This window comes from Comamonas sp. E6 (genome assembly GCF_001010305.1).
Taxonomy (GTDB): Bacteria; Pseudomonadota; Gammaproteobacteria; order Burkholderiales; family Burkholderiaceae_C; genus Comamonas; species Comamonas thiooxydans.
Genome location: NZ_BBXH01000024.1, coordinates 17,143 through 37,890, shown reverse-complemented (window position 1 = coordinate 37,890; position 20,748 = coordinate 17,143). Strand labels below are relative to the sequence as shown.

Here is a 20,748-nt window from a genome sequence, read left to right as displayed (position 1 = left end):
CAGGCATAAAAAACGGCTGCCTGGGCAGCCGTCTGTGGTGCAGAGTCTTTCAGGGCTCCGTCATCGATGTCATCAGCGATAGTGATGATGATGATGGCGATGACCACGCCAGCGCGGGCCGCCACCGTAATAGACCGGGCCGGGCACAACCATCACGGGTGCGGGACGATACACGGGAGGCGGCGGCGCATAGTAGACCGGTGCCGGAGGCGCATAGTAGACAGGGCGCGGCGGCATATAGACCGGGGCGGGCGCCACATAGGGCGTGGCGTAAACGGGAGCGCCGACGCCCACGGCCACGCCGGGCACGCCGATGCCGACCGACAGGCTGACGCCGCCATGCGCCTGGGCGCCTGCGGCAGCCATCAGGCCAGCAATAGCGATAGAGCCAGCGGCAAGCAGCCTGGCCATGCGGGGGGAAGTTGTTCTGGACATCACAATCTCTCCTCTGTTTATGTGTCACCGGGGCAAGCTTGCAAATCTGTGCTGCGCCTTCGGCCCTTGGGGATATAACGTTTCAGAGTCCCGTCAGGATGGCACGGTTCCTCCAAAACATTGTGTCCAAATGCACACGCGGCAAAGCTGCAGTGTCCGCAGATCGACATGAGGTCATGGCAGCCGGCCTAAAATGGTGCAATGAGCTCTGCTGACGCCTCCAAATCCAACAACACCGCCCCCGAAGCGGTCAAGCCCACAAACTTCCTGCGCCAGATCATCGAATCGGATCTGGACAAGGGCACTTATGCCGCCCGTCACTGGGGCGGCGCGCCCGGCGATGCCCAGCATCACCAGAGCGGCCAGATAGACGAAGCCAAGATCCGCACCCGCTTTCCGCCAGAGCCCAACGGCTATCTGCACGTGGGTCATGCCAAGTCCATCTGCCTGAACTTCGGCCTGGCACGCGACTTCGGCGGCGTCTGCCATCTGCGCTTCGACGACACCAATCCAGAAAAGGAAGACCAGGAATATGTGGACGGCATCATCGATGCCGTGCGCTGGCTGGGCTTCGACTGGAAGGATGCCGACGGACACGAGAACCTCTACTTCGCCAGCAATTACTTCGACTTCATGTACCGCTGTGCGGTCTACCTGATCGAGCAAGGCCTGGCCTACGTGGACGAGCAGTCGGCCGACGAGATGAAGGCCAACCGCGGCGACTTCACCCGTCCCGGCGTGAACAGCCCCTTCCGCGACCGCTCCGTGGCCGAAAACCTGCAGCGCTTTGCCGACATGAAGGACGGCAAGCTGGCCGATGGCGCCGCCGTGCTGCGCGCCAAGATCGACATGGCCGCGCCCAATATCAATCTGCGCGACCCTGCCATCTACCGCGTGCGCCACGCCGAGCATCACAACACTGGCAATCAGTGGTGCATCTACCCGATGTATACCTTTGCGCACCCTATCGAGGATGCCTACGAGCACATCACCCACTCCATCTGCACACTGGAGTTCGAGGATCAGCGCCCCTTCTACGACTGGCTGCTGAACCACCTGCGCGAAGGCGGTCTGATCGACGCCCCCCAGCCCCGCCAGTACGAGTTCTCGCGCCTGAACCTGACCTATGTGATCACCAGCAAGCGCAAGCTCAAGCATCTGGTGGACAACCAGTTCGTCACCGGCTGGGACGACCCGCGCATGCCCACCGTGGTCGGCCTGCGCCGCCGCGGCTACACGCCGGAGTCCATCCGCAACTTCTGCGAACGCATCGGCGTGACCAAGGACTACGCCTGGATCGACTACGGCACGCTGGACGGCTGCCTGCGTGAAGATCTGGAAAACAAGGCACACCGCGCCATGGTCGTGCTGGACCCGGTCAAGCTCGAACTCAGCAACTGGGCCGAAGTGTTTGGCAGCGCCGAACATCTGGAGGACTGCCACCTGCCCGCCCTGCCCCACGCGGCGGAAGGTGAAACCGTGCCAGAGCGCCGTTTCACCCTTGGCCGCGAAGTCTGGATCGAGCGCGAAGACTTTGCCGAAGTGCCGCCCAAGGGCTACAAGCGCCTGTTCCCCGGCAACAAGGTCCGCCTCAAGGGCGGCTATGTGATCGAATGCACCGGCGCCGAAAAGGACGCCGATGGCAATGTGACCAAGGTGCTGGCCACCGTGGTGCCCGACACCAAGAGCGGCACACCGGGCGCCGACAGCGTCAAGGTCAAAGCCGCCATCACCTGGGTGGGCGCGGCCGATGGCCTGCAGGCCGAAGTGCGCATGTACGACCGTCTGTTCACCGACCCGCAGCCCGATGCAGGCGGCAAGGACTTCCTGACCCTGCTGAACCCCGACAGCCTGAAGGTCGTCACCGCCTATGTGGAGCCTTCGCTCAAGGCGGCTCAGGCTGACGACAAGTTCCAGTTCGAGCGTTTTGGCTACTTTGTGGCCGACCGCAAGGATCACCGCAGCGACAAGCCCGTGTTCAACAAGATCACGGGACTCAAGGACAGCTGGGGCAAGTAAACACTCCAGCCGGTTTCAACAAGGCTGCCAGGATTCACTGGCGGCCTTTTTTATTGCGCAAACTGCCGCAGCATTTATCCCAAGAAAGCTATTCGGTTCTCCGATCGGAAAATGGATAGCGCCCAATGAATTCTGGTTACATATTGAAATGAATACCGCCGGTATTGATTTTCAATACTCGATAAACATTTGCATAAAATGTTCTGAAATTCAGAGCATTTGATTATTTTCTTTCTAGAATCCTGCTCACCGCAACATTACCAATCCGCAATTCATTCGCGGATTTTTTATTTTCATCAAAGGTCAAGAATGAACAGAAAAGCAGGAGCAGGCATTGCAGCGGCCATCGCCGTGATCGTGGCAGGAACACTGGGCACCAGCTATTACATGGGCGGCAAACTGCAGCAAAGCTTTACCGAAGGCCTGGACAAGTGGAGCGAGCATGGCGTGAAGATTCAGGTCACCAGCTATGACCGCGGCGCTTTTTCCTCCACCGCCAAAACGGTATGGACCCTGGACAGCGGCGACGAGCCCGTCCAGTTCACCGCCGAGCACAAGATCAGCCACGGTCCGCTGCCCCTTGGCCATGCCGCCGAGATTCACACCAGCTTCGATCTGCCCGAAGACGCGGACCCGGCGCTGAAAACCGCGCTCAACGGCCGCTCTCCGCTGGAAGTCGACACCAAGGTCGGCTGGGGCCGCAGCAGCTCCAACGTCATGACGTCGCCGGCCGTGAGCAGCAAGATCAAGGACAGCGAAATGAACTGGGGCGGCATGAAGATCGTCTGGGACATGCCCGCCGACATGAAGGCCGCCAAGGGCACGGGCAGCTTCGCCGGCCTGCAGTTCAAGGACGAGGAAGGCAGCGTGACGCTGGACAAGGCCGATATGCGCTTCGACATGAAACAGCCCCCGGGCCAGCAGTTCTGGACCGGCCCTTTTGCCATGACGATTGCCAAGATTGCCGCCACCAAGCAGGAAGAGGAAGGCAAAAGCTCTGCCAGCCACTTCGAAGGCATCACCATGGATTCGGACACCATCCTCAAAGGCGAGGTCGTGGAAATGACGCTCAAGACCGGCATCAAGACCGCCAAACTCGAAGACAAACAGGCTGACGACCTGATGCTGGACATGGCCTTCAACAATGTCGATGCCAACTGGATCAACCAGGTCGTGGAAATGAGCAAGCGCAAGAACCCGCTGCTCGGCGAGGCCACTGACGACGAAGATGCCGAGGAGCAGGGCAGCGGCGATCTGCGCGAGAAAATGCTCAAGTCGCTGACACAGGCCCTGGCGCGCCAGCCCGTGATCGAGCTCAAACGCCTGTCCATGCGCACCCCCGACGGCGTGAGCGAGTTCGCGGCAGCCATTCAGTATCTGGGCGATGGCGAGAAGATGGGCACTCTGCTGCAGGATCTGAAGGTCAGCCTCAAGGCCGAAATGCCCAAGCCCTTCATGGAAAACATGATGCTCTCGCGCAGACGTTCCAGCCTGCTGGCCGTGTTTGAAGACGAGAGCGAGTACAAACCCGAAGATATCGAGGAAGCCGCCAAAGCCCAGACTCAAGCCAGCCTGGACATGCTCAAGGAGCAAGGCATCTTTGAAGACAAGGACGGCAAGATGCGCACCGAGATCGTCTATGCCAAGGGCGAATTCCAGGTCAACGGCAAGCCGCTGGACGCCATGGGTACCAGCACACTCATGGGCACCATGACCGAATGATGTGACCCAGACCCGGGAGGCGTGTTGCTTCGCGGATAGCTCCAAGGCCTGCCTCGCGCAGGCCTTTTTCATGGGAAGAACGCCCCCCGAGTATGGAGATGCAGACGAGAAAGCACCGTCAGCAACTCCTGCCCGAAATGTTCATTGTTTTCAGCCTTCAGCCCTTACCCACACTGCGAAAGAAGCTATCAAAATTCACGATATCTCTCGGAGCATGGCCTGCAACCACACGCTTTATTTGCTTACAACACTCTGTCAACAACGGCTCAAAACTGGCGTTAAAACAGCATCCGCCAAAGCACCGTGATTTGCACGGCGCGGCGCAAGGAGCGTCAGATGTCGCATTTCCCCAGGACCCGGCCCGAGCAGCCGGAACTGCAGCCAAAAACGGTCGCCCGCCTATGGCATCCAGGCATGATTGCCCTGGCCGCCGCCATGGCGCTGAGCGCCTGCAACGACAAGGATTCGCCGATCAAGGCGGACAGTGCGCCGCCAGCCTCGGTACCTTCCGCCACGCCCGATGCCGCCCAGCCTCAGCCCGCAGCCTATGTGCCACCCGGTGCTGACGCGCTCTACCGGATGGTAGCGCCGATTGCGCTTTACCCGGACAAGCTTGTGGCCCAGATCCTGGCCGGTGCCACCTATCCAGACCAGATCAGCGCCGCCGAAACCTGGCTGGGGCAGAACCCCGGACTGCAGAAGACGGCGCTGAGCAATGCCGTCAACGCCCAGAACTGGGACCCTTCCGTCAAATCACTAACCCAGTTTCCCAATGTGCTGGAACAGATGGCCTCCAACCTGCCCTGGACCACGGCGCTGGGCAAAGCCTATTACAACGATCCCTCGGATGTGATGAACGCCATACAGGTCATGCGCAACCGTGCCTACAAGGCCGGCACGCTCAAGACCTCCAGCCAGCTCAAGGTCAACCTGGCGTCCACGCCTGCCGCCGTGGCCTATACGCCAGGAGCCGTGGTCACACCGCTGCCCGACCCGGTCATAGAGCCGCCGGAGCAGTTCATTGAAATCAGCCCCACCCAAGTGGATACGGTCTACGTTCCTCAGTACGACCCGGCTGCAGTCTACGGTCAGCCGCTGCCCGTATATGGCGGCTACCGCTATGTGGAGGTGCCGCCTCCAGCTCCCGTGGCAGGCGTGCCCGTGATTGCCGGCCTGCTGGGCTTTGGCTCCGCCATCGTGCTGGCCGGGTCCATGGACAGACATCCGTCCTGGGGCTGGAATGCCTGGAATATGCACTGGGGCGATCCCGAAAGGCCCTGGCGTCACGGCGAGCGCCCCCCGCCCCCGCAAGCCCGTCCGGCCGTGGTCTACAACAACACCACCTATATATCGCAGTCGCGAACCGTGGTGCAGAACATCCATCGCACGGACAACACCTATATCAACAGCATCCATGAAAATGCCGCAGGCGAGCGCCAGGTACAAACCGGACAGCCTCAGACTGCAGGCATCTTCGCTGCACAGCATGGACTGCAGCCGGACGCGATTGCTGGCGGCGCAACAGCAGCGGCCCTCGCTGCCGGTGGTCATGCCCTGAGCCAGCGCCAGCCAGCACAGAATCCTCTGGCTACACAGCTACAGGGCAGGCCGGGCTTTGCCCAGGGACCCAACCAGGTTCCAGGCGGGCCACGCGCGTCCAATGGCAATACTTTGATGCCGCCGCAAGACCCGCATGATCGCCATCCACCGCAGGCGCCGCAGATGCAGGCTGCCACGGCGGAGAAAGCCATGCAGCAACGCCCACAGGAGCCAACCCAGCGCCAGCAAGCAATGCAGCAGCAGACTCCTGTGCAGGTGCAACAGCAGCACACCCAGGAGCAGGCCCAGCGTCAGCAGCCCATGCAGCAAGTCCGCGAGCAGCAGGAGCTCCAGCGACAAGCCCAGATGCAGCAGCAACAGCAGCGTGCCCAGGAGAAGGCTCAACGCCAACAGCAAATGCAGCAAGCCCGTGATCAGCAAGAGCATCGGCAACAGGCACAGCTGCAGCAGATGCAACAGCAGCGCGCCCAGGAGCAGGCTCAGCGCCAGCAACAAATGCAGCAACAAGCCCTTGAACAGCAAGAGCGTCGGCAACAGGCACAGATGCAGCAGATGCAACAGCAGCGCGCCCAGGAACAGGCTCAGCGCCAGCAACAAATGCAGCAGCAACAAGCCCGTGAACAACAGCAGCGCCAGCAGCAGGCCCAGATGCAGCAGATGCAGCAGATGCAACAGCAGCACGCCCAGGAGCAAGCTCAGCGCCAGCAACAAGCCCGTGAACAACAGCAGCGCCAGCAGCAGGCCCAGATGCAGCAACAACGGGCACAGGAACAGGCCCAACGCCAGCAGCAGGCACAGATGCAGGCCCAACAGCACCAGGCCGAGCAGCAGGCTCGCATGCAAGCGACGCGGTCTGAGGGCCGCTCGCGCGGGGATCGCGAGCACCGCTGAAACGCCACTCGCCTTCGTACCATGCCGCCTGCCATGCAGGCGGCTTGTCAGTGCGCAGCCTGCATGACGGTATAAACAAGCTCATAAAAGCTCATTCGTTTTGCTCCACTCATTGCCGCAGCCTTCATGTACAACCCCAGCCATTTCAAGATCGATGATCCGGCCTCCCTGCATGCCCTGATCCAGGCTCACCCGCTGGGTTGTCTGGTCACCCATTCCGACTCGGGGCTGGACGCCAATCACCTGCCTTTCGAGCTGTTGCAGGACGAGGATGGCGTTTTGCGCCTTATCGCCCACGTGGCGCGCGCCAACCCTGTGTGGCAGCAGATCCGGGACGACAGCTCCGTGCTGGTGATCTTCCGTGCCGAGCAGGCCTATATCTCCCCCAACTGGTATCCCAGCAAGCACGAGAACCATGAGCAGGTCCCGACCTGGAACTACCGTGTGGTCCATGCGCACGGCCGCATCGGTGTGCGCGATGATGAAAAGTTCGTGCGCGGCGTGGTGGGCCGGCTCACCCGCCGCCATGAGGCTCGGAACAATGCCCAGGCCCCGTGGAAAATGAGCGATGCTCCGCCCGACTATCTGCAGCGCATGCTCGGCGCCATCGTGGGCCTGGAAATTACCGTCGACCGCCTGGAAGCCAAGTTCAAGCTGAGCCAGAACAAGCAGCAGCGTGACCGGCTCGGTGCAGTGCAGGCCCTGGAGCAACTGGGACAGCTGGATCTGGCCCAGAGCATGCGCCAGCCCTGATCGCGCGGCCGGCCTTCAAGGCACAGCCAGCGTAAAGCTCACATGCCTGTATCGCCTTTAGCTCCGCTATCGATAGCAATACAGCACAATGCCTGCACAACCCGATAAGCACCATGCCAGCCGAAAAAATTTCCAACCCTTCTCTCCCTCCCGAGCGCCGTCGCCTGCTGCAATGGATGGCGCAATCGGCGCTGTTTGCCGCAGCACCAGCCTGGGCTGCGCGCAGCGCCAACTCGGACAGCGCGCTCTGGCCGCAGGACAGCAGGGTTCCCGGCGGCGTCGCACGCCTGTCGCTGGGCCCTGCTTCCGCACGTCCCCTGGTCACGGCAGCGGAGGCCGAGGTTCTGGTGGTGGGAGACATGATCGAATGGACCGCACTCGTGGGCATACCGCTTGCCACCACACCGGGTGAGCAAAGCGTTGGCGTGAAGGCCGACGGCCGTTTGCGCACCATGAGCTATACGGTGCGCGACAAACAGTATGTGGAGCAACGCCTCAAGGTCTCACCCAAGACGGTGGACCTGTCTGCCGAAGACAATGCCCGCTACGAACGCGAGGCCGCCCACCTGAAGACCGTGATGGCCACCTTCACAGAGCCGCTGCCTTCCGGCAGCCTGCACATGCGCGTGCCGGTGCCGGGTCGCCGCTCCAGCAGTTTCGGCCTGCGCCGTGTCTTCAACGGCCAGTCGCGCAATCCGCACAGCGGCATGGACATCGCCGCCCCTACGGGCACGCCGGTGCGTGCACCGCTACCCGGCAAGGTGATCGATGTGGGCGACTATTTCTTCAACGGCGGCACGGTCTGGCTGGACCATGGCGGCGGCCTGCTCACCATGTACTGCCACCTGAGCCAGGTGGACTGCAAGCCGGGCGACCAGTTGCAGACAGGCGATTCCTTTTGCAAGGTCGGAGCCACAGGCCGCGTGACCGGTCCCCACCTGCACTGGAGCGTGATGCTGAACCGCGCCATGGTGGACCCGGCGCTGTTCATCTGAACGGATCTCGCAGACGAAAAAGCGGCTCAGCGAGCCGCTTTTTAGTTCTTGCTACCAGATCAGAATCACAAGCGCCCGACCTACCAAACGCTGCAGATCGGTTTGCTCGAAACTATGGTGCATCCCGATCCTGCTTCAGATAGTTCTCCACCAACTCAAAGAAACTGTCGTAGAAGCTGCGTTTGGAAATGGTCTCGCTGCCCACCTTGACCAGCGAATCGTTGCTGGAGGAAAACGGCAGAGACAGCGAACCCAGAGCGCTCACCCCCACGCTGGCCGAGGTTGCACTCTTCTTTAGCGAATAGCGATCCTGCAACGCTGTCGCAAAACCCAGACTGACCAGGCCATCACTGGTCTGCGGCACGCAGACCACACGGAAATTGATTTCCAGATTGGTCTCCGTATTGGGCTGGAAGTTCTTGCGCCCTTCTATCAGCTCCTGCGTCCTGGCCGTTGCGATATAACCCTGGCTCAACAAGGCGCGACGTGCGGCCTCGCAAGTCTGTGCCGGTGTCGCATCAAAGCCGCGGGAAAACGTGGAACTGGAGTCAAAAGTCTCCTGTACCGGCATATGCTGAGGTGCGGTTGCCGAGCATGCCCCCAGCAAACCTGCCAATATGCCCACAGAACCCAGCCGCCCCCAATTCAGCCCAAACAAAGCAACACCACCTAAGCGCACAGAAACTCCTTGATGCCTGGGCCGTAGTTTCTTCATAGCCCGAACCTTTGAAGCGTAGCAGCTTGGCAAAGACTAATTTGACGAAGCGCTGTCTAGTCGTACGGATTTTTTCGATCTTTACAGGGGCTTCACGCCCGGGCGGCACATCTGATTTCTCCGCCCTTCCGCGTGCAGCATTTGTTGACACTCTGAGGTTGTCGAAGCGCAAAACAACCGCAACGTTGGGTTAAGGTCAGATAAAACCCGCAGGGAACTGATATGGTCAACAGAGACTCTGTTTCTGCTGACACGGTTTGCCGTATTCCTCTATTCGACCTTAAGGAAACCCTATGAAATTTCGCTGGACCTGGTGCCTTCCCCTTGTTGCTTCCATGACGCTTGCCGCCTGCGGTACGACAAGCGGCGGCGGTGCAAGCAAGCCCGGCCCTACAGGCTCCGCAGGCGATGCCGCGTCGCTGACCGCCTACCACTGGAAACTGCAGCAGGCCTACACACCGGCTGGCAATGAGGACCAGAGTTGGTTTCTGGGCTCCAGCCAGGCACCTATCGAGCTGGACTTCGTGGATCAGCGCGTCGTCGTCAAGAATCTGTGCAACGTCATCTCGTCGGCTTACACCGTTGAGGGCCAGCGCATCAATCTGCAGCGCGGCATGAGCACCCTGCGTGCCTGCAATGACAACCAGCTGATGATGCTGGAGCAGAAGGTAGCGCGCATTCTGCCTACGGCCAAGCAATGGAATGTGCAGCTCGGCGGCTCCTCCACTGAACAGCCTCGCCTGACGCTGCAATTCATTGATGGCACGCGCTGGCAGCTCAACGGCAAGCCCACTGCCCAGACCCAATACGGCAGCGCGCCCGAACGCATATTTCTCGAGGTCGGTCCCGAGCGCAAGGCCTGTAGTGCAGGTGCAGGCCGCCATCAGTGTCTGCAGGTACGCGAGATCCGCTACGGCGACAACGGCGTCAAGACCTATACCGGCCAGTGGGAGAACTTCTACAGCGAGATTGAAGGCTACAAGCACGAAACCGGTGTGAGCAATGTGCTGCGCATCAACCGCTTCAAGCGCCAGAATGTACCCGCCGATGCTTCAAGCTATGTCTATGTGCTGGACATGGTGGTGTCCTCGGCCATCGCCGACAAGCTCAAGTAAGCCGGCGCTCAGGCATTGAAAAAGCCGGCCCTGGTGCCGGCTTTTCTATTTTCATGCGTACATTCAACGCCGATGTTTCACGCACCACGTTTCATCAAACATGGTTCGTTGCCAAAGGACGATTTTCTTTTGGCAATAACTACTTAGGGAATGTTTTCTGAACGCAGTAGTTCGGAAAACAGGATTACAGGTTATGCCCAGCGTCTGTGGAGCCGCCTGTGGACAAGCCTCGGAAAAGCAGAGCGAGGCCGCACAGGCATTGACTTCGGGCCCTGCGATCAAAAAATACGCAGGGATGATTGAGCCTGCAATGTTTCACGGAGAAAAAAGCCGACACCTTTCGGATGCCGGCAAGAGAGGAAAGTCACTGACCTCACACACAAATCATTGAGCTGGCTCCTGCCCCGGCTCCATGCCCCGGGCAATAGCCGACAGATTCAACGCAGACGGAAACGACCTTCCACAAACATGGAGGAACGATGGCCGCTTTCGCACTGGTTGTCAGCGTAGGACCAGAAAGCCTGCACCGTGCCCTTGGCCGAATCTATGACCTGGCTGACCGTGAAGCCGGTTTTCTCGATCCAGTTCAAAAAATGCAGGTGGTCGCTCAGTTGCAGATAGCTGAGGTTCTCGCAGCCCTCGGAAATATGCCCTTGCGAGTCCACCACGCGCCAGCGCATCTGACCGCTGGCGGTGTAGCGGACTTGGGCCTGGCTGTCCGGGAATTCAATGACTGCTTCGCGGCCCAGAAGAGTTCCTGCGTATTGCATCGAAAGCATGGACATGATGTGACTCCTTGAGAGAAAGCTTCGCTATTCCTAACGCCAAACCATTTGTGTGAAGCTATGATGAATCGCCGCCGTTTCTTTGCGTGTGGGAAAGTGACTCATGCCTTCGTCGGTAAACATTTTTTGACAAACAAGGCTTCTCTCCTGCATGGCATGAAGGTTAATCCGCAGCCTGCTTGCCGGATATGAACCGCAGCAGAAGTGAATGCTCAGAACGGCCATAGGCACTGCAGAAAACAAGGCGATCGCGCATACTCGGCCCTCTGACATTTCAGGTCGCCAAGGCAGGACGTCAGCCCAGGCCAACTCCCGCCTCCTCAGCCGCACTCACGGATCTCACCTTGTCCACCCCCGTCACCTCTACAGCGCCTCAGGCCTCCTCCATCCCGCCATTGCGCGATCCCGCTTTTGTCAATTTCGTGCTGGCACGCATGCTTGCCATGTTTGCCCAGCAGATGCAGGCAGTGGTGGTGGCCTGGCAGGTGTACGACATCACCCGCGAGCCTCTGTCTCTGGCCTATGTCGGGCTGGCGCAGTTCCTGCCCATGGCGGGTCTGCTGATTCCCGCTGGCGATCTCAGCGACCGCATGAGCCGCAAGCGCCTGCTTGGCATCAGCTGGCTGGTGGCCGCAGTCTGCTCGGGCCTGCTCTGGCTGCTAGCCGAGAGCGGCGCGCACAATGTGCACTGGATTTATGCAGTGCTGGTGCTGTTTGGCTGCAGTCGCGCCTTCAGCGGTCCGGCGCTGCAAAGCCTGTTGCCGCAGATCGTTGCCCGCGAGCAACTGGCCCAGGCACTGGCCACCAACAGCATGCTGATGCGTATCTCGGCGATTGCCGCTCCCGTGCTGGGCGGCCTGCTGTACGCGCTCGGCGGCGGCGTGCTGACCTATGCGGTCTGCGGCGTCGCTCTGCTTCTGGGAGCCGGCCTGCTGAGCCAGGTCCCCGTACATTTTGCCGGCCCCAGGATCCTCACTGACGTGCAAACCACCATGTGGCAACGCTTTGCCGAAGGTCTGCATTTCATGCGTACCCGCCCCATCATCCTTGGCACCATCTCGCTCGATCTGTTTGCTGTGCTGCTGGGTGGCGTTGTGGCCCTGCTGCCCGTTTATGCGCACGAGGTGCTTCAGGTAGGTCCGCAAGGCCTGGGCCTGCTGCGCTCCTCCATGGCTGCGGGAGAGGTCTGCATGGGCCTGTGGCTGGCATCGCGCCCCATCAACCGCCGCGTGGGCAAGGTGATGTTTGCCGCCGTAGCAGTGTTCGGACTGGCCAATCTGGTGTTTGCGCTCTCGCACTGGTTTGTACTGTCCATGCTGGCACTGGCCGTGGCCGGTGCGGCCGATATGGTCAGCGTCTATATTCGCGGCGCATTGGTGCAGTTTTCCACGCCCGACCATATGCGCGGCCGCGTGAATGCGGTGAACATGCTGTTCATCGGCTCCTCCAACGAGCTGGGCGAGTTCCGCGCAGGCAGCAGCGCGTCCTGGTTCGGCGCAGTTCCCGCCGCCATTCTGGGCAGCCTGTGCACGCTGGGCGTGGTGGGTGGTTGGATGGCACTGTTCAAGCCCCTGCGCGATGTGGACAGGCTCGAAGATGCGGCGCGCGTAAGCGGCCTCGAGCCCCGCAAGCACTTGAAAATCAATAGCTGCCAATCATCGGGCAATTGACGCTGCAACCCGTTTCGACACAAAAAAGCCTCGCAGACCCTGCGAGGCTTTTTGCTGATCGCGGCGGCTGATTTACAGCAGCTCGGCACGCAGTTGTTCGGCGCTCTTGGGCGACAGCAGGCCAGGGGCCACGTCAAATACCGTCTTGCAGCCATGTTGACCAGCCTGGGCCAGGCGATGCACGGCGCGTGCATAAGCCACAAGCACGCTGGAAGTGAACTCGGGGTTGCTGTCCAGCTGCAGCCGGTATTCGATGACCTGCTTGTTTTCGGCACTGGTATTGCCGCTGCGGATCACAAAGCCGCCATGGGGCATGGCAGAGTGATCGCGAGCCAGCTCTTCGGCACTGATGAAGTGGACCGTGGTGTCGTACTGGTCGAAGTAGTGAGGCATTTCCACAATGGTCTTGCGCACGGCTTCGGCGTCGGCGCCATCCTTGAGCACCACATGGCATTCACGCTGGTGCTTCTCGCGGGTGGACAGCTCGGGGCGCACGCCGGAGCGCACCTTGTTGACCGCCTCTTCCACAGGGATGGTGTACTGCACGCCGCCGGCCACGCCTTCCACGCGGCGGATGGCGTCGGAATGGCCCTGACTCAGGCCCTTGCCCCAGAAGGTGTAGGTAGCGCCGTCAGGCAGCAGGGCTTCACCCAGCACGCGGTTGATGGAGAACATGCCGGGGTCCCAGCCGGCCGAGATCAGGGCCGTGCATTGACCCCCCTGAGCGGCCTTGTCCACGTTGGCAAAGTGTTCGGGGATGCGGGCATGGGTGTCAAAGCTGTCGACCAGATTGAAATGAGCCGCCAGCTCGGGCGCCTGCCTGGGCAAATCGTCCTTGGAGCCGCCGCAGAGAATCAGCACATCGACCTGACCTTTGTGCGACAGCAAAACATCCATGGAATGCACAGGCGTATCTGCATTCAGGGGCTGGAGCTGGGAAGGGTCGCGACGGGTGTAAATCCCCTTGAGCTGCATATCGGGGTTCTTGGCGACAGCAGCTTCCACGCCGCGGCCCAGATTGCCGTAACCGACGATAGCAACGCGGATAGGGGATGAGGTCGATGCCATGACGAGCTATTCCTTCAAACAAAACAAAACTTCAATTATTGCCCTGTGATGCACCAACTTGGGGCTGGAACTGCAGCAATCTCAGTCCGATGTGTGTGAACGCCCACGCCATGAATGCCGCAAGCCATCGCCGATCAGCAGGCCCACGGCGGCAAAGATCAGCGCATAGCTCAGTTGCTGCTGCGGCTCCATGCTCTCACCCAGCAGCCAGGCCACCACGACCAGCAAGGCCGGTTCCACATAGGACAGCAGACCGAACAGGCCCAGCGGCAGCCAGCGACTGGCAATCATGTACAGCGCCAGCGCCACGGCGCTGACGATGCCCAGCAAGGGCAGCAGGCCCCATAACGTCGGATGACCCGCGACCAGCGGCCAACTGTCTGGCGTGCGCAGCGTGAAGGCAATGGCCACCGGAACCAGCAGCGCCATGTCTATCCAGTGACCGGCCAGGGTATCGGTCTGCAGCCAGCGGCGCAGTGAGAAATACACCGTATAGCCCAGCGCCACCACCCAGGTCTCCCAGGACATGCCGCCGGCCTGCCAGAACTCATGCGCCACGCCCGCAGCCGCCAGGAGCGTAGCCAGGCTCTGACCCAGCGTCAGACGCTCGGCAAACAGCACACGCCCGGCCACGACCATCACCAGCGGCAGCAGAAAATAGCCCAGCGACACTGGCAACGCACGCCCGTTCATGGGTGCCCACATGAAAATCCATAGCTGCACGCCCAGCAGCGCCGAGCTCAGCACCAGCAGCATTCCAAACCGGGGCTGGGCCAGCGCTCTTGCCAGCAAGTCGCGTACCGCCGCCACCTCCTTGAGAGCGAACAGCAGGGCAGTGGTAAAGGGCAACGTCACCAGCACGCGCCAGCCAAAGATCTGCTCGCCATCGAGCGGGGCAAGAAAAGGCGAGAGGTAGTACAGCGAGGCGAACAGCACGGACGCCAGGACCGAAACCACCACACCCTTGAACATCACAGACACAAGATCAAGCCTCCAAATGGCGGCCAGCATTGATCCGTCAAGCGCTGGCAGCTACTTCAAAAAATGAGCCGACGTCAAGCGGCCCGCACCGATTCTCGGCCACGAAGCGGCCTGTCGGCAGGCAGACCCTGGTCAGCAAAGCTTTGCACTGTGCGCTAGAGTGCGGCTCGCCCTCTTCTGTCTGCCTTCCACATGCCCGATACCGCCCTGCCCGACGGCTCTGCCAATCCGCCTTTGCACATACTCTGGCAGGACGAGCATATGGTCGTGGTCTACAAACCCGCCGGCTGGCTGGTGCATCGCACGGGCCTGGATGCGCACGAGACCCGCTTTGTCATGCAGACGCTGCGCGACCAGCTGGGCCATCATGTCTGGCCCGTGCACCGGCTGGACAAGGGCACCTGCGGCGTGCTGCTCATGGCACTGCACAAGCAAGCGGCCCAGGCTCTGGCTGCCAGCTTTGCAGCCCATGAAACCCGCAAGGAATATCGGGCCCTGGTGCGCGGCTGGCTGCCCGAAACGTTGGAAGTCGATCATCCCCTCAAGCCCGACGATGCACCCGAGGATGCCCCGGTGCAGGACGCGCACACGCACTTGCGCTGTCTGGCGCGCCTGTCCTGGCCCGAAAGCTATGACGGCCGACACCCCGAAACCCGCATCAGCCTGGTCGAAGCCCTGCCGACCACGGGCCGCAGACACCAGATACGCCGCCATCTCAAGCATGTGGCCCACCCCATCATCGGCGACGCCACCCATGGCAAGGGGCCGCTGAATCGCTGGTGGGCCGAACGCCTGGGTCAACAGCGGCTATGGCTTCATGCCAGGGCACTGGAGATTGCCCACCCCGTGAGCGGGCAGCCCATGCGCTTCGAGGCCGACTGGTCCAGCCTGACTCAGCTGCAGGAAGCGCGGGACTGGCGAAAGCTGCTGGCGCTGCCGGGCTGGCAACCCATAGCATAAGAAACAGCTGTCAGCGCTTGTATCTCAAGCGTTGACAGCTATGATTTTCTGCAACTACGCAGACTTTGGCGTAGCGCGAATCCACTTGCCCTCTTCGTCGAACTGCAGGCCTGGTGCGGCCGCAAACTCGTATTGCGCTTCGGGTTCGGCCTTGAGCTCACCCTGCAGCAACTCCACCAGACGCTCGTTGCCCATCTTGAAGCCACAGGCCTGGGCATGGCCTCCGCCGCCAAAGCTCTCTGCCAGAGGAATGCAGTTGAACTCCGAGCGCGAGCGCAGGCCCACCTTGGTGCCCTTGTGATTGGCATGCCACATCAGGGCAAAGCTGCCGCTCTGGCGCGCCAGCAAATCACCCACCTGGCTGTGGAACATGCCCGGGCAGTTGACCATCAGGCCCTGCCTGCCGTTGAAGACCAGCACCTGGGCGCCGTCGGCAATATCGGCGCAAAGCTTCTGGAATTTCTCGTCCATGGCGCCGCCACGGGCCATGTAGACGGTTTCCTGCTCGGGCGTGAAGGCCGCAATCTCGGCCCAGCGCTCAAAGCTGCGCACGGGCTCCATGTCCAGAGCCGCGAGAAACGCCGCGCTTTCGGGGAATTCCCATTTCCAGATATCGCGGTCCTCGATGTAGCGAATCAGACCGGGCACGGGCTTGTCGGCCTGGAAAAACTCCCAGGCCAGACGCGCGCCGGACTTGCTCATATCGAAATGCACCACGCCGCATTGGCATTGGTAGCCGCTGAGTTTCTCGGCCGCACTCTTGTGATGGTCCAGCACCACGAGCTTGGCCACGCGCGACTCGATCTCGGCCATCAGCGTGGGCTCGAAGGCAAAGTCCAGTACATAGACGGCGCGACCGGCCAGATCACCCAAGTCGTCGGCCGCCTGAATCTCGCCGTGATCCAGACCTCGAAACTCGGCCTGGCCTTCATAGAACAGCCAGGCCGCCAGCGCCGCGCCAAAGCCGTCGGGGCAGCGACGGCCATGGTAGAGGATGAGGGGCTTGGGATCGTTGCGATCGGGGCGCACCAGCAACTGCTGGAACAGGGAAATTTTGGCGTTCTGTGCGGTCATAGCCGGGTATTTTCGCCGTTTGCGCCGGAGCGAGGCGACGCACGGGCATTGCGGGCTCACGGCTGACTGCTTCCGTGGCGGGTGTTTCGCCCTGCAAGACACGGCCTGCAGGGCTCATCCGGCTGCCCGCAAGAGGCTTCACGCCTTGTAAGTCACCGCTTGCTTTTTCCTTGGTTAGCACAAGCGCTGAAATCCCTGATTTCGGTATCTACCTAAGCCCCCACTCTTCGCATACGCCTATGATGGGGGTCTTGCTATTGAAATGCTGCGGTCACCGGCAGGCCCGCAACGCTTGCCTGCCACGACAGTTACAGCGCTGGGTGCTCCGCGGCCCCTGTATGCGATCTACACCCGATATCACTCCTCACCTCGGTACGCTGCTCAGTTTTCGCCGCGACCTGCACGCCAATCCTGAGCTCAAATACGAAGAGCACCGCACCGGCGACAAGGTCGCCGCATACCTCACGGCCCTGGGCCTGACCGTGCATCGCGGCCTGGGCCAGACTGGCGTTGTCGCCAGCATCCACGGCAAGGGCCGCAGCAAGGACAACCCCGGCCGCAGCATCGGCATCCGTGCCGACATGGATGCCCTGCCCGTCACGGAAATCAACACCTTCGGGCACATCAGCCAGAACAAGGGCCGCATGCATGCCTGCGGCCACGACGGCCACACCACCATGCTGCTGGGCGCTGCAACCACCCTGGCTCAGCAACCCGACTTTGACGGCACGGTGCACCTGATCTTCCAGCCAGCCGAAGAAGGAGGCGCTGGCGCCAAGGCCATGATGGATGACGGCCTGTTCGACAAATTCCCCTGCGAAGCCGTGTTTGCGCTGCACAACTGGCCATCGCTGCCGGCCGGCCAGATGGCCGTGCGCGTTGGCCCCATCATGGCCTCCACCCTGCGCTTTCAGATCAGGGTCCATGGCAAGGGCGGCCATGCGGCCATGCCCCACACCACGCTGGACCCGATTCCCGTGGCCTGCGCCATCGTCAGCCAGTTGCAGACCCTGGTCTCGCGCAGCACCGATCCGCTGGACTCGGCCGTGCTCACCGTGGGCAAGATCACCAGTGGCACCGTGGAAAACATCATTCCCGATGACGCCATCATCGCCGGCACCGTGCGCACCCTGAAGAAGGAAACGCGCGAGATGTTTGTCGAAGGCCTCAAACGCATCAGCAGCCACGTGGCAGCCGCCCATCTGTGCACGGCCGAGTTCACGCTGCGCCCCGGCTCCTACCCCAACACAACCAACCACGCCCGCGAAGCCAAGTTCATGGCCGCCGTGATGCGTGAAGTGGTCGGTGACGACAACGCCTTTGACGATGTGCTGCCCGCCATGACCTCCGAAGACTTCGGCTTCATGCTGGAGGCCGTCCCCGGCGCCTATGGCTGGATTGGCAATGCCAAGGGCGACCAGCCCGGCGTGAGCCTGCACAATCCGGCCTACGACTTCAACGATGACAATATCGGTCGCGGCTCCAGATTCTGGGATCTGCTGGCACGTCGCTATTTTGAGCAGCCGGCCGCCTGACGACAGCCAAGAACTACGCTATTCATAGCTGATAGCCCTCAACCAGCAACGGTTGTGGGCTTTTTTATATCTTGGCAGCGGCATCGGGCTCGCCCAACACCTCGACCAGCCAACGCTGCTGCGGCATGGGCATGCCGAGCAGCATGCCCTGAAGCACGATGTCCGGGTTCCACTGCGTCAACTGCAGCGCCTGCTCGGACAGCTCCACACCTTCTGCCACCACGCGCAGTTGCAAGCGCCGCGCCACCAGCAACATGGCTTCGACCAGGGCTGCATCTTTTTCGGAGCGATGGCTGCCGCTGACAAAGCTTCTGTCGATCTTGAGCTCCTGAATCGGCAGGTGCTGCAGGCTGTACATACTGGAATAGCCGGTCCCGAAGTCATCGAGAGAAATCTCTATGCCCAGGCCACGCAGTGCCAGCATGCGCCGACGCGCCTGATCCAGATCCCGCAGCAAGGTGCCTTCGGTGATCTCCAGTGTCAGCTGGCGAGCATTGGCACCGGTTTCCCTCAAGACCTTGTCCAGCGTGGCCATGAAATCGTCATGCGCAAATTGCTGAGCGCTGACGTTGACCGACAGACGCAGTCCACGCTCTGCCATGGCCGGCCTGGCCAGCAGCATGCAGGCCTGACGCAGCACCCAGTCGCCCAGACGCACGATGAGCTCGGACTCCTCGGCCACCGGAATGAACTCTCCCGGGCTTACCAGCCCCCATTCGGGGTGCTGCCAGCGCACCAGCGCCTCGGCACCCACGCAGCGACCGCGCGCATCGGTCTGGCTCTGCAGATACAGACGCAACTCCCCGTCGGAGATGCCGTGGTACAAATCCCTGGCAATGCGCACGCGCCGATACACATCCTGGGCCATGCGCGGCTCGAACAGCACCACGCTGCCCGGACCGCCCAGCTTGGCCTCATGCAAGGCCACGCTGGCAAAGCGCAGCACGTCATGGCTGTTGCCGCCTTTGATGGCCGGCTCCAGCACGGCACCGCCAATGCAGCAGCTGACAAACTCGGTTTCCACCCAGCTGTTGAGAGAAAACGGCTTTTGCAAGGCCTTCTTCAAGGTCTGCGCATACTGCTGCAGCTGCTCTTCCACACCTTCGGCATGCTTGTGTAGGCTATCAAAAACAATAGCAAACTCCGCAGCCGCAACACGCGCAATCCAGGCATCGTCAGGCAGAACCTCGACCAGCCTGGCCCCCATGGCCTGCACCAGCTCGTCGCTGTGCTGCATGCCATGCACATCGTTGAAGACGGAAAAGCGATCTACGTCCAGCAGCAGCAATCCATGGCTGGCATCCTGCCGAACCAGGGCCAGTTCGCGCAGATGCAAGGTCAGCGAATGGCGGTTGGGCAGCCCCGTGAGCGAGTCCAGGTAGACCAGGTCGTGGATACGGCGCTCGGCCAGAACGCGCTCGGAGAGATCGCGCTTGAGCTCCACATAATTGACGACCTCTCCCTGAGGCGTGCGAATCGGCGTCACCAGCACCGACTCCCGCAAGGCCTCACCCTTGCTCGTGCGATTGGTCATCTCGCCACGCCATAGCGTGCCCTTGGCCAATTGCTTGAGCGCGCGCTGGCGGTGACTGCGGTCCATGCCCATGGTGGACACCAGCTCGGTAGACTGGCCGAGCACCTGCTCGCGCGCATAGCCCGAGCGCAGCAGAAAGGCCTCGTTGACATAGATGACTTTCAGCTCGGGATCGGTGATGACGATGCTCTCGGGGTTCTGCTCGACCGCCCGATAGAACTTGCGCAACTCGTTCTGGCTGGCCTCCAGTGCGGCCAGCATCTCCTGGCTTTTCTGCACGCGCCGCCCCAGGCTGGCTCTTGCCTGCAAGCAAATGATGAGCACCAGCATCATCATGCCCAGCAAATGAACCATCGCCAGCAGATGCTCGGCTGCCGATAGAGCTGCAAACGGCGTGCCGATATGAGGAGCCAGCCACCATAGGGCAGAAACGACGATGGAGGATAGCCCCAGCATCGTCAGGGCGGCACGCGTGCCCTGCACCCAGAGCGCAACAGCCAGCCAGGCAGGAAATGCCATCACGGCCGGCCCATAAAGCCCTCCCATGTGCCAGACCCAGAGCAAGCTCAACAGCCAGTTGCCCCAGACAAAGCAGGACACGGCCCAGACCCACTGCCTGGCCTTGGCCAGGCCCATGCACAGCAGCGACAGCAGCATGACGCCGCCGGACAGCGCCAGATCCATGTCGTCCATCGCCGGCATCAGCAACCAGACCAGACTCATTGCAGCGCCCAGGACCCACATCCAGAGACAGCCCAGCCACACCATGCGGCGCATGGGCAACCGGTATCTGGCCTCAACGAAGTGACGCTGCATGCAAGCCCTTTGGCATTCAGACTGAATGATGAATGCTAGGGGCAGTTGCCAATTAGTTCAATCGTCCGGCGAGCCAGGTCTTGAAAGCCCAGACGCACGGCCTGCCCGGCTTGAGTGCAT

Annotated in this window: 16 protein-coding genes; 9 read left to right on the top strand and 7 right to left on the bottom strand. The window is 61.3% G+C overall.

What is annotated here, in order from left to right; all coding sequences use genetic code 11:
• Window positions 1–72: 72 nt before the first annotated feature.
• Entirely contained in the window at window positions 73–411 is a 339-nt protein-coding gene (locus CSE6_RS20175; protein ID WP_034359394.1) for a hypothetical protein, read from the bottom strand.
• 225 nt (window positions 412–636) lie between these two features.
• Between CSE6_RS20175 and CSE6_RS20170 the strand changes: the two genes are divergently transcribed.
• From CSE6_RS20170 to CSE6_RS20150, 5 genes are all read left to right on the top strand, one after another.
• Window positions 637–2,454 (top strand): glutamine--tRNA ligase/YqeY domain fusion protein, encoded by a 1,818-nt coding sequence (locus CSE6_RS20170; RefSeq protein WP_034359397.1) that lies wholly within the window; start codon window positions 637–639, stop codon window positions 2,452–2,454.
• 309 nt (window positions 2,455–2,763) lie between these two features.
• The gene (locus CSE6_RS20165) at window positions 2,764–4,176 is read left to right on the top strand and encodes a YdgA family protein (protein WP_059441299.1); all 1,413 of its coding nucleotides are present in this window, start codon (window positions 2,764–2,766) and stop codon (window positions 4,174–4,176) included.
• 336 nt (window positions 4,177–4,512) lie between these two features.
• Window positions 4,513–6,627 carry a DUF3300 domain-containing protein gene (locus tag CSE6_RS20160; protein ID WP_059441298.1) on the top strand — a complete coding sequence of 705 codons (2,115 nt, stop codon included), beginning with the start codon at window positions 4,513–4,515 and terminating at the stop codon, window positions 6,625–6,627.
• Window positions 6,628–6,753: 126 nt separating this feature from the next.
• A complete protein-coding gene (locus tag CSE6_RS20155) occupies window positions 6,754–7,380 on the top strand; it encodes an FMN-binding negative transcriptional regulator (RefSeq protein ID WP_059441297.1) in 627 nt (208 codons plus the stop codon).
• Between the two features lie 113 nt (window positions 7,381–7,493).
• On the top strand, window positions 7,494–8,375 hold the full coding sequence (locus CSE6_RS20150; RefSeq protein WP_034391891.1) for a M23 family metallopeptidase: 882 nt from the start codon (window positions 7,494–7,496) through the stop codon (window positions 8,373–8,375).
• A gap of 112 nt (window positions 8,376–8,487) precedes the next feature.
• Here CSE6_RS20150 and CSE6_RS20145 read toward each other — a convergent pair whose 3' ends face one another.
• Window positions 8,488–8,946, bottom strand: coding sequence for a DUF2242 domain-containing protein (locus CSE6_RS20145; protein WP_224648528.1), 459 nt, complete (start codon window positions 8,944–8,946; stop codon window positions 8,488–8,490).
• A 437-nt stretch (window positions 8,947–9,383) separates the two neighbouring features.
• Here CSE6_RS20145 and CSE6_RS20140 point away from each other — a divergent pair, with 437 nt between their 5' ends.
• Window positions 9,384–10,205, top strand: a complete 822-nt coding sequence (locus CSE6_RS20140) for an META and DUF4377 domain-containing protein (RefSeq protein WP_059441296.1) — start codon at window positions 9,384–9,386, stop codon at window positions 10,203–10,205.
• A 437-nt stretch (window positions 10,206–10,642) separates the two neighbouring features.
• On the opposite strand, the gene CSE6_RS20135 is transcribed toward CSE6_RS20140, so the two are convergent.
• Window positions 10,643–10,990, bottom strand: a complete 348-nt coding sequence (locus CSE6_RS20135; RefSeq protein WP_003053278.1) for a hypothetical protein — start codon at window positions 10,988–10,990, stop codon at window positions 10,643–10,645.
• 434 nt (window positions 10,991–11,424) lie between these two features.
• Between CSE6_RS20135 and CSE6_RS20130 the strand changes: the two genes are divergently transcribed.
• Window positions 11,425–12,660, top strand: coding sequence for an MFS transporter (locus tag CSE6_RS20130; protein ID WP_370545719.1), 1,236 nt, complete (start codon window positions 11,425–11,427; stop codon window positions 12,658–12,660).
• Between the two features lie 72 nt (window positions 12,661–12,732).
• Here the strand turns inward: CSE6_RS20130 and CSE6_RS20125 are convergent, their stop codons facing one another.
• Both CSE6_RS20125 and rarD read right to left on the bottom strand, forming a co-directional pair.
• Window positions 12,733–13,728 (bottom strand): diaminopimelate dehydrogenase, encoded by a 996-nt coding sequence (locus CSE6_RS20125; protein WP_034378409.1) that lies wholly within the window; start codon window positions 13,726–13,728, stop codon window positions 12,733–12,735.
• Window positions 13,729–13,809: 81 nt separating this feature from the next.
• Window positions 13,810–14,700, bottom strand: a complete 891-nt coding sequence (gene rarD / locus CSE6_RS20120) for an EamA family transporter RarD (protein WP_034359486.1) — start codon at window positions 14,698–14,700, stop codon at window positions 13,810–13,812.
• A gap of 201 nt (window positions 14,701–14,901) precedes the next feature.
• On the opposite strand from rarD, the gene CSE6_RS20115 reads away from it, so the two are divergent.
• Window positions 14,902–15,669, top strand: a complete 768-nt coding sequence (locus CSE6_RS20115) for a pseudouridine synthase (RefSeq protein ID WP_034378410.1) — start codon at window positions 14,902–14,904, stop codon at window positions 15,667–15,669.
• A gap of 54 nt (window positions 15,670–15,723) precedes the next feature.
• Here CSE6_RS20115 and CSE6_RS20110 read toward each other — a convergent pair whose 3' ends face one another.
• Window positions 15,724–16,743 (bottom strand): DHH family phosphoesterase, encoded by a 1,020-nt coding sequence (locus CSE6_RS20110; protein WP_034378411.1) that lies wholly within the window; start codon window positions 16,741–16,743, stop codon window positions 15,724–15,726.
• A gap of 338 nt (window positions 16,744–17,081) precedes the next feature.
• Here CSE6_RS20110 and CSE6_RS20105 point away from each other — a divergent pair, with 338 nt between their 5' ends.
• Complete coding sequence (locus CSE6_RS20105) at window positions 17,082–18,278, top strand: M20 aminoacylase family protein (protein WP_034359420.1); 1,197 nt, start codon at window positions 17,082–17,084, stop codon at window positions 18,276–18,278.
• Between the two features lie 64 nt (window positions 18,279–18,342).
• Here CSE6_RS20105 and CSE6_RS20100 read toward each other — a convergent pair whose 3' ends face one another.
• Window positions 18,343–20,628, bottom strand: a complete 2,286-nt coding sequence (locus tag CSE6_RS20100) for a bifunctional diguanylate cyclase/phosphodiesterase (protein ID WP_059441294.1) — start codon at window positions 20,626–20,628, stop codon at window positions 18,343–18,345.
• Between the last annotated feature and the right edge of the window lie 120 nt (window positions 20,629–20,748).

Bases quoted from the DNA above. Each gene is read 5' to 3' on its own strand.
- CSE6_RS20140 (WP_059441296.1), top strand. From the start codon at position 9,384: ATGAAATTTCGCTGGACCTGGTGCCTTCCCCTTGTTGCTTCCATGACG.
- CSE6_RS20145 (WP_224648528.1), bottom strand. From the start codon at position 8,946: ATGCCGGTACAGGAGACTTTTGACTCCAGTTCCACGTTTTCCCGCGGC.
- CSE6_RS20130 (WP_370545719.1), top strand. From the start codon at position 11,425: ATGCTTGCCATGTTTGCCCAGCAGATGCAGGCAGTGGTGGTGGCCTGG.
- CSE6_RS20175 (WP_034359394.1), bottom strand. From the start codon at position 411: ATGGCCAGGCTGCTTGCCGCTGGCTCTATCGCTATTGCTGGCCTGATG.
- rarD (WP_034359486.1), bottom strand. From the start codon at position 14,700: ATGTTCAAGGGTGTGGTGGTTTCGGTCCTGGCGTCCGTGCTGTTCGCC.
- CSE6_RS20125 (WP_034378409.1), bottom strand. From the start codon at position 13,728: ATGGCATCGACCTCATCCCCTATCCGCGTTGCTATCGTCGGTTACGGC.
- CSE6_RS20160 (WP_059441298.1), top strand. From the start codon at position 4,513: ATGTCGCATTTCCCCAGGACCCGGCCCGAGCAGCCGGAACTGCAGCCA.
- CSE6_RS20170 (WP_034359397.1), top strand. From the start codon at position 637: ATGAGCTCTGCTGACGCCTCCAAATCCAACAACACCGCCCCCGAAGCG.
- CSE6_RS20110 (WP_034378411.1), bottom strand. From the start codon at position 16,743: ATGACCGCACAGAACGCCAAAATTTCCCTGTTCCAGCAGTTGCTGGTG.
- CSE6_RS20155 (WP_059441297.1), top strand. From the start codon at position 6,754: ATGTACAACCCCAGCCATTTCAAGATCGATGATCCGGCCTCCCTGCAT.
- CSE6_RS20115 (WP_034378410.1), top strand. From the start codon at position 14,902: ATGCCCGATACCGCCCTGCCCGACGGCTCTGCCAATCCGCCTTTGCAC.
- CSE6_RS20100 (WP_059441294.1), bottom strand. From the start codon at position 20,628: ATGCAGCGTCACTTCGTTGAGGCCAGATACCGGTTGCCCATGCGCCGC.
- CSE6_RS20105 (WP_034359420.1), top strand. From the start codon at position 17,082: ATGCGATCTACACCCGATATCACTCCTCACCTCGGTACGCTGCTCAGT.
- CSE6_RS20150 (WP_034391891.1), top strand. From the start codon at position 7,494: ATGCCAGCCGAAAAAATTTCCAACCCTTCTCTCCCTCCCGAGCGCCGT.
- CSE6_RS20135 (WP_003053278.1), bottom strand. From the start codon at position 10,990: ATGTCCATGCTTTCGATGCAATACGCAGGAACTCTTCTGGGCCGCGAA.
- CSE6_RS20165 (WP_059441299.1), top strand. From the start codon at position 2,764: ATGAACAGAAAAGCAGGAGCAGGCATTGCAGCGGCCATCGCCGTGATC.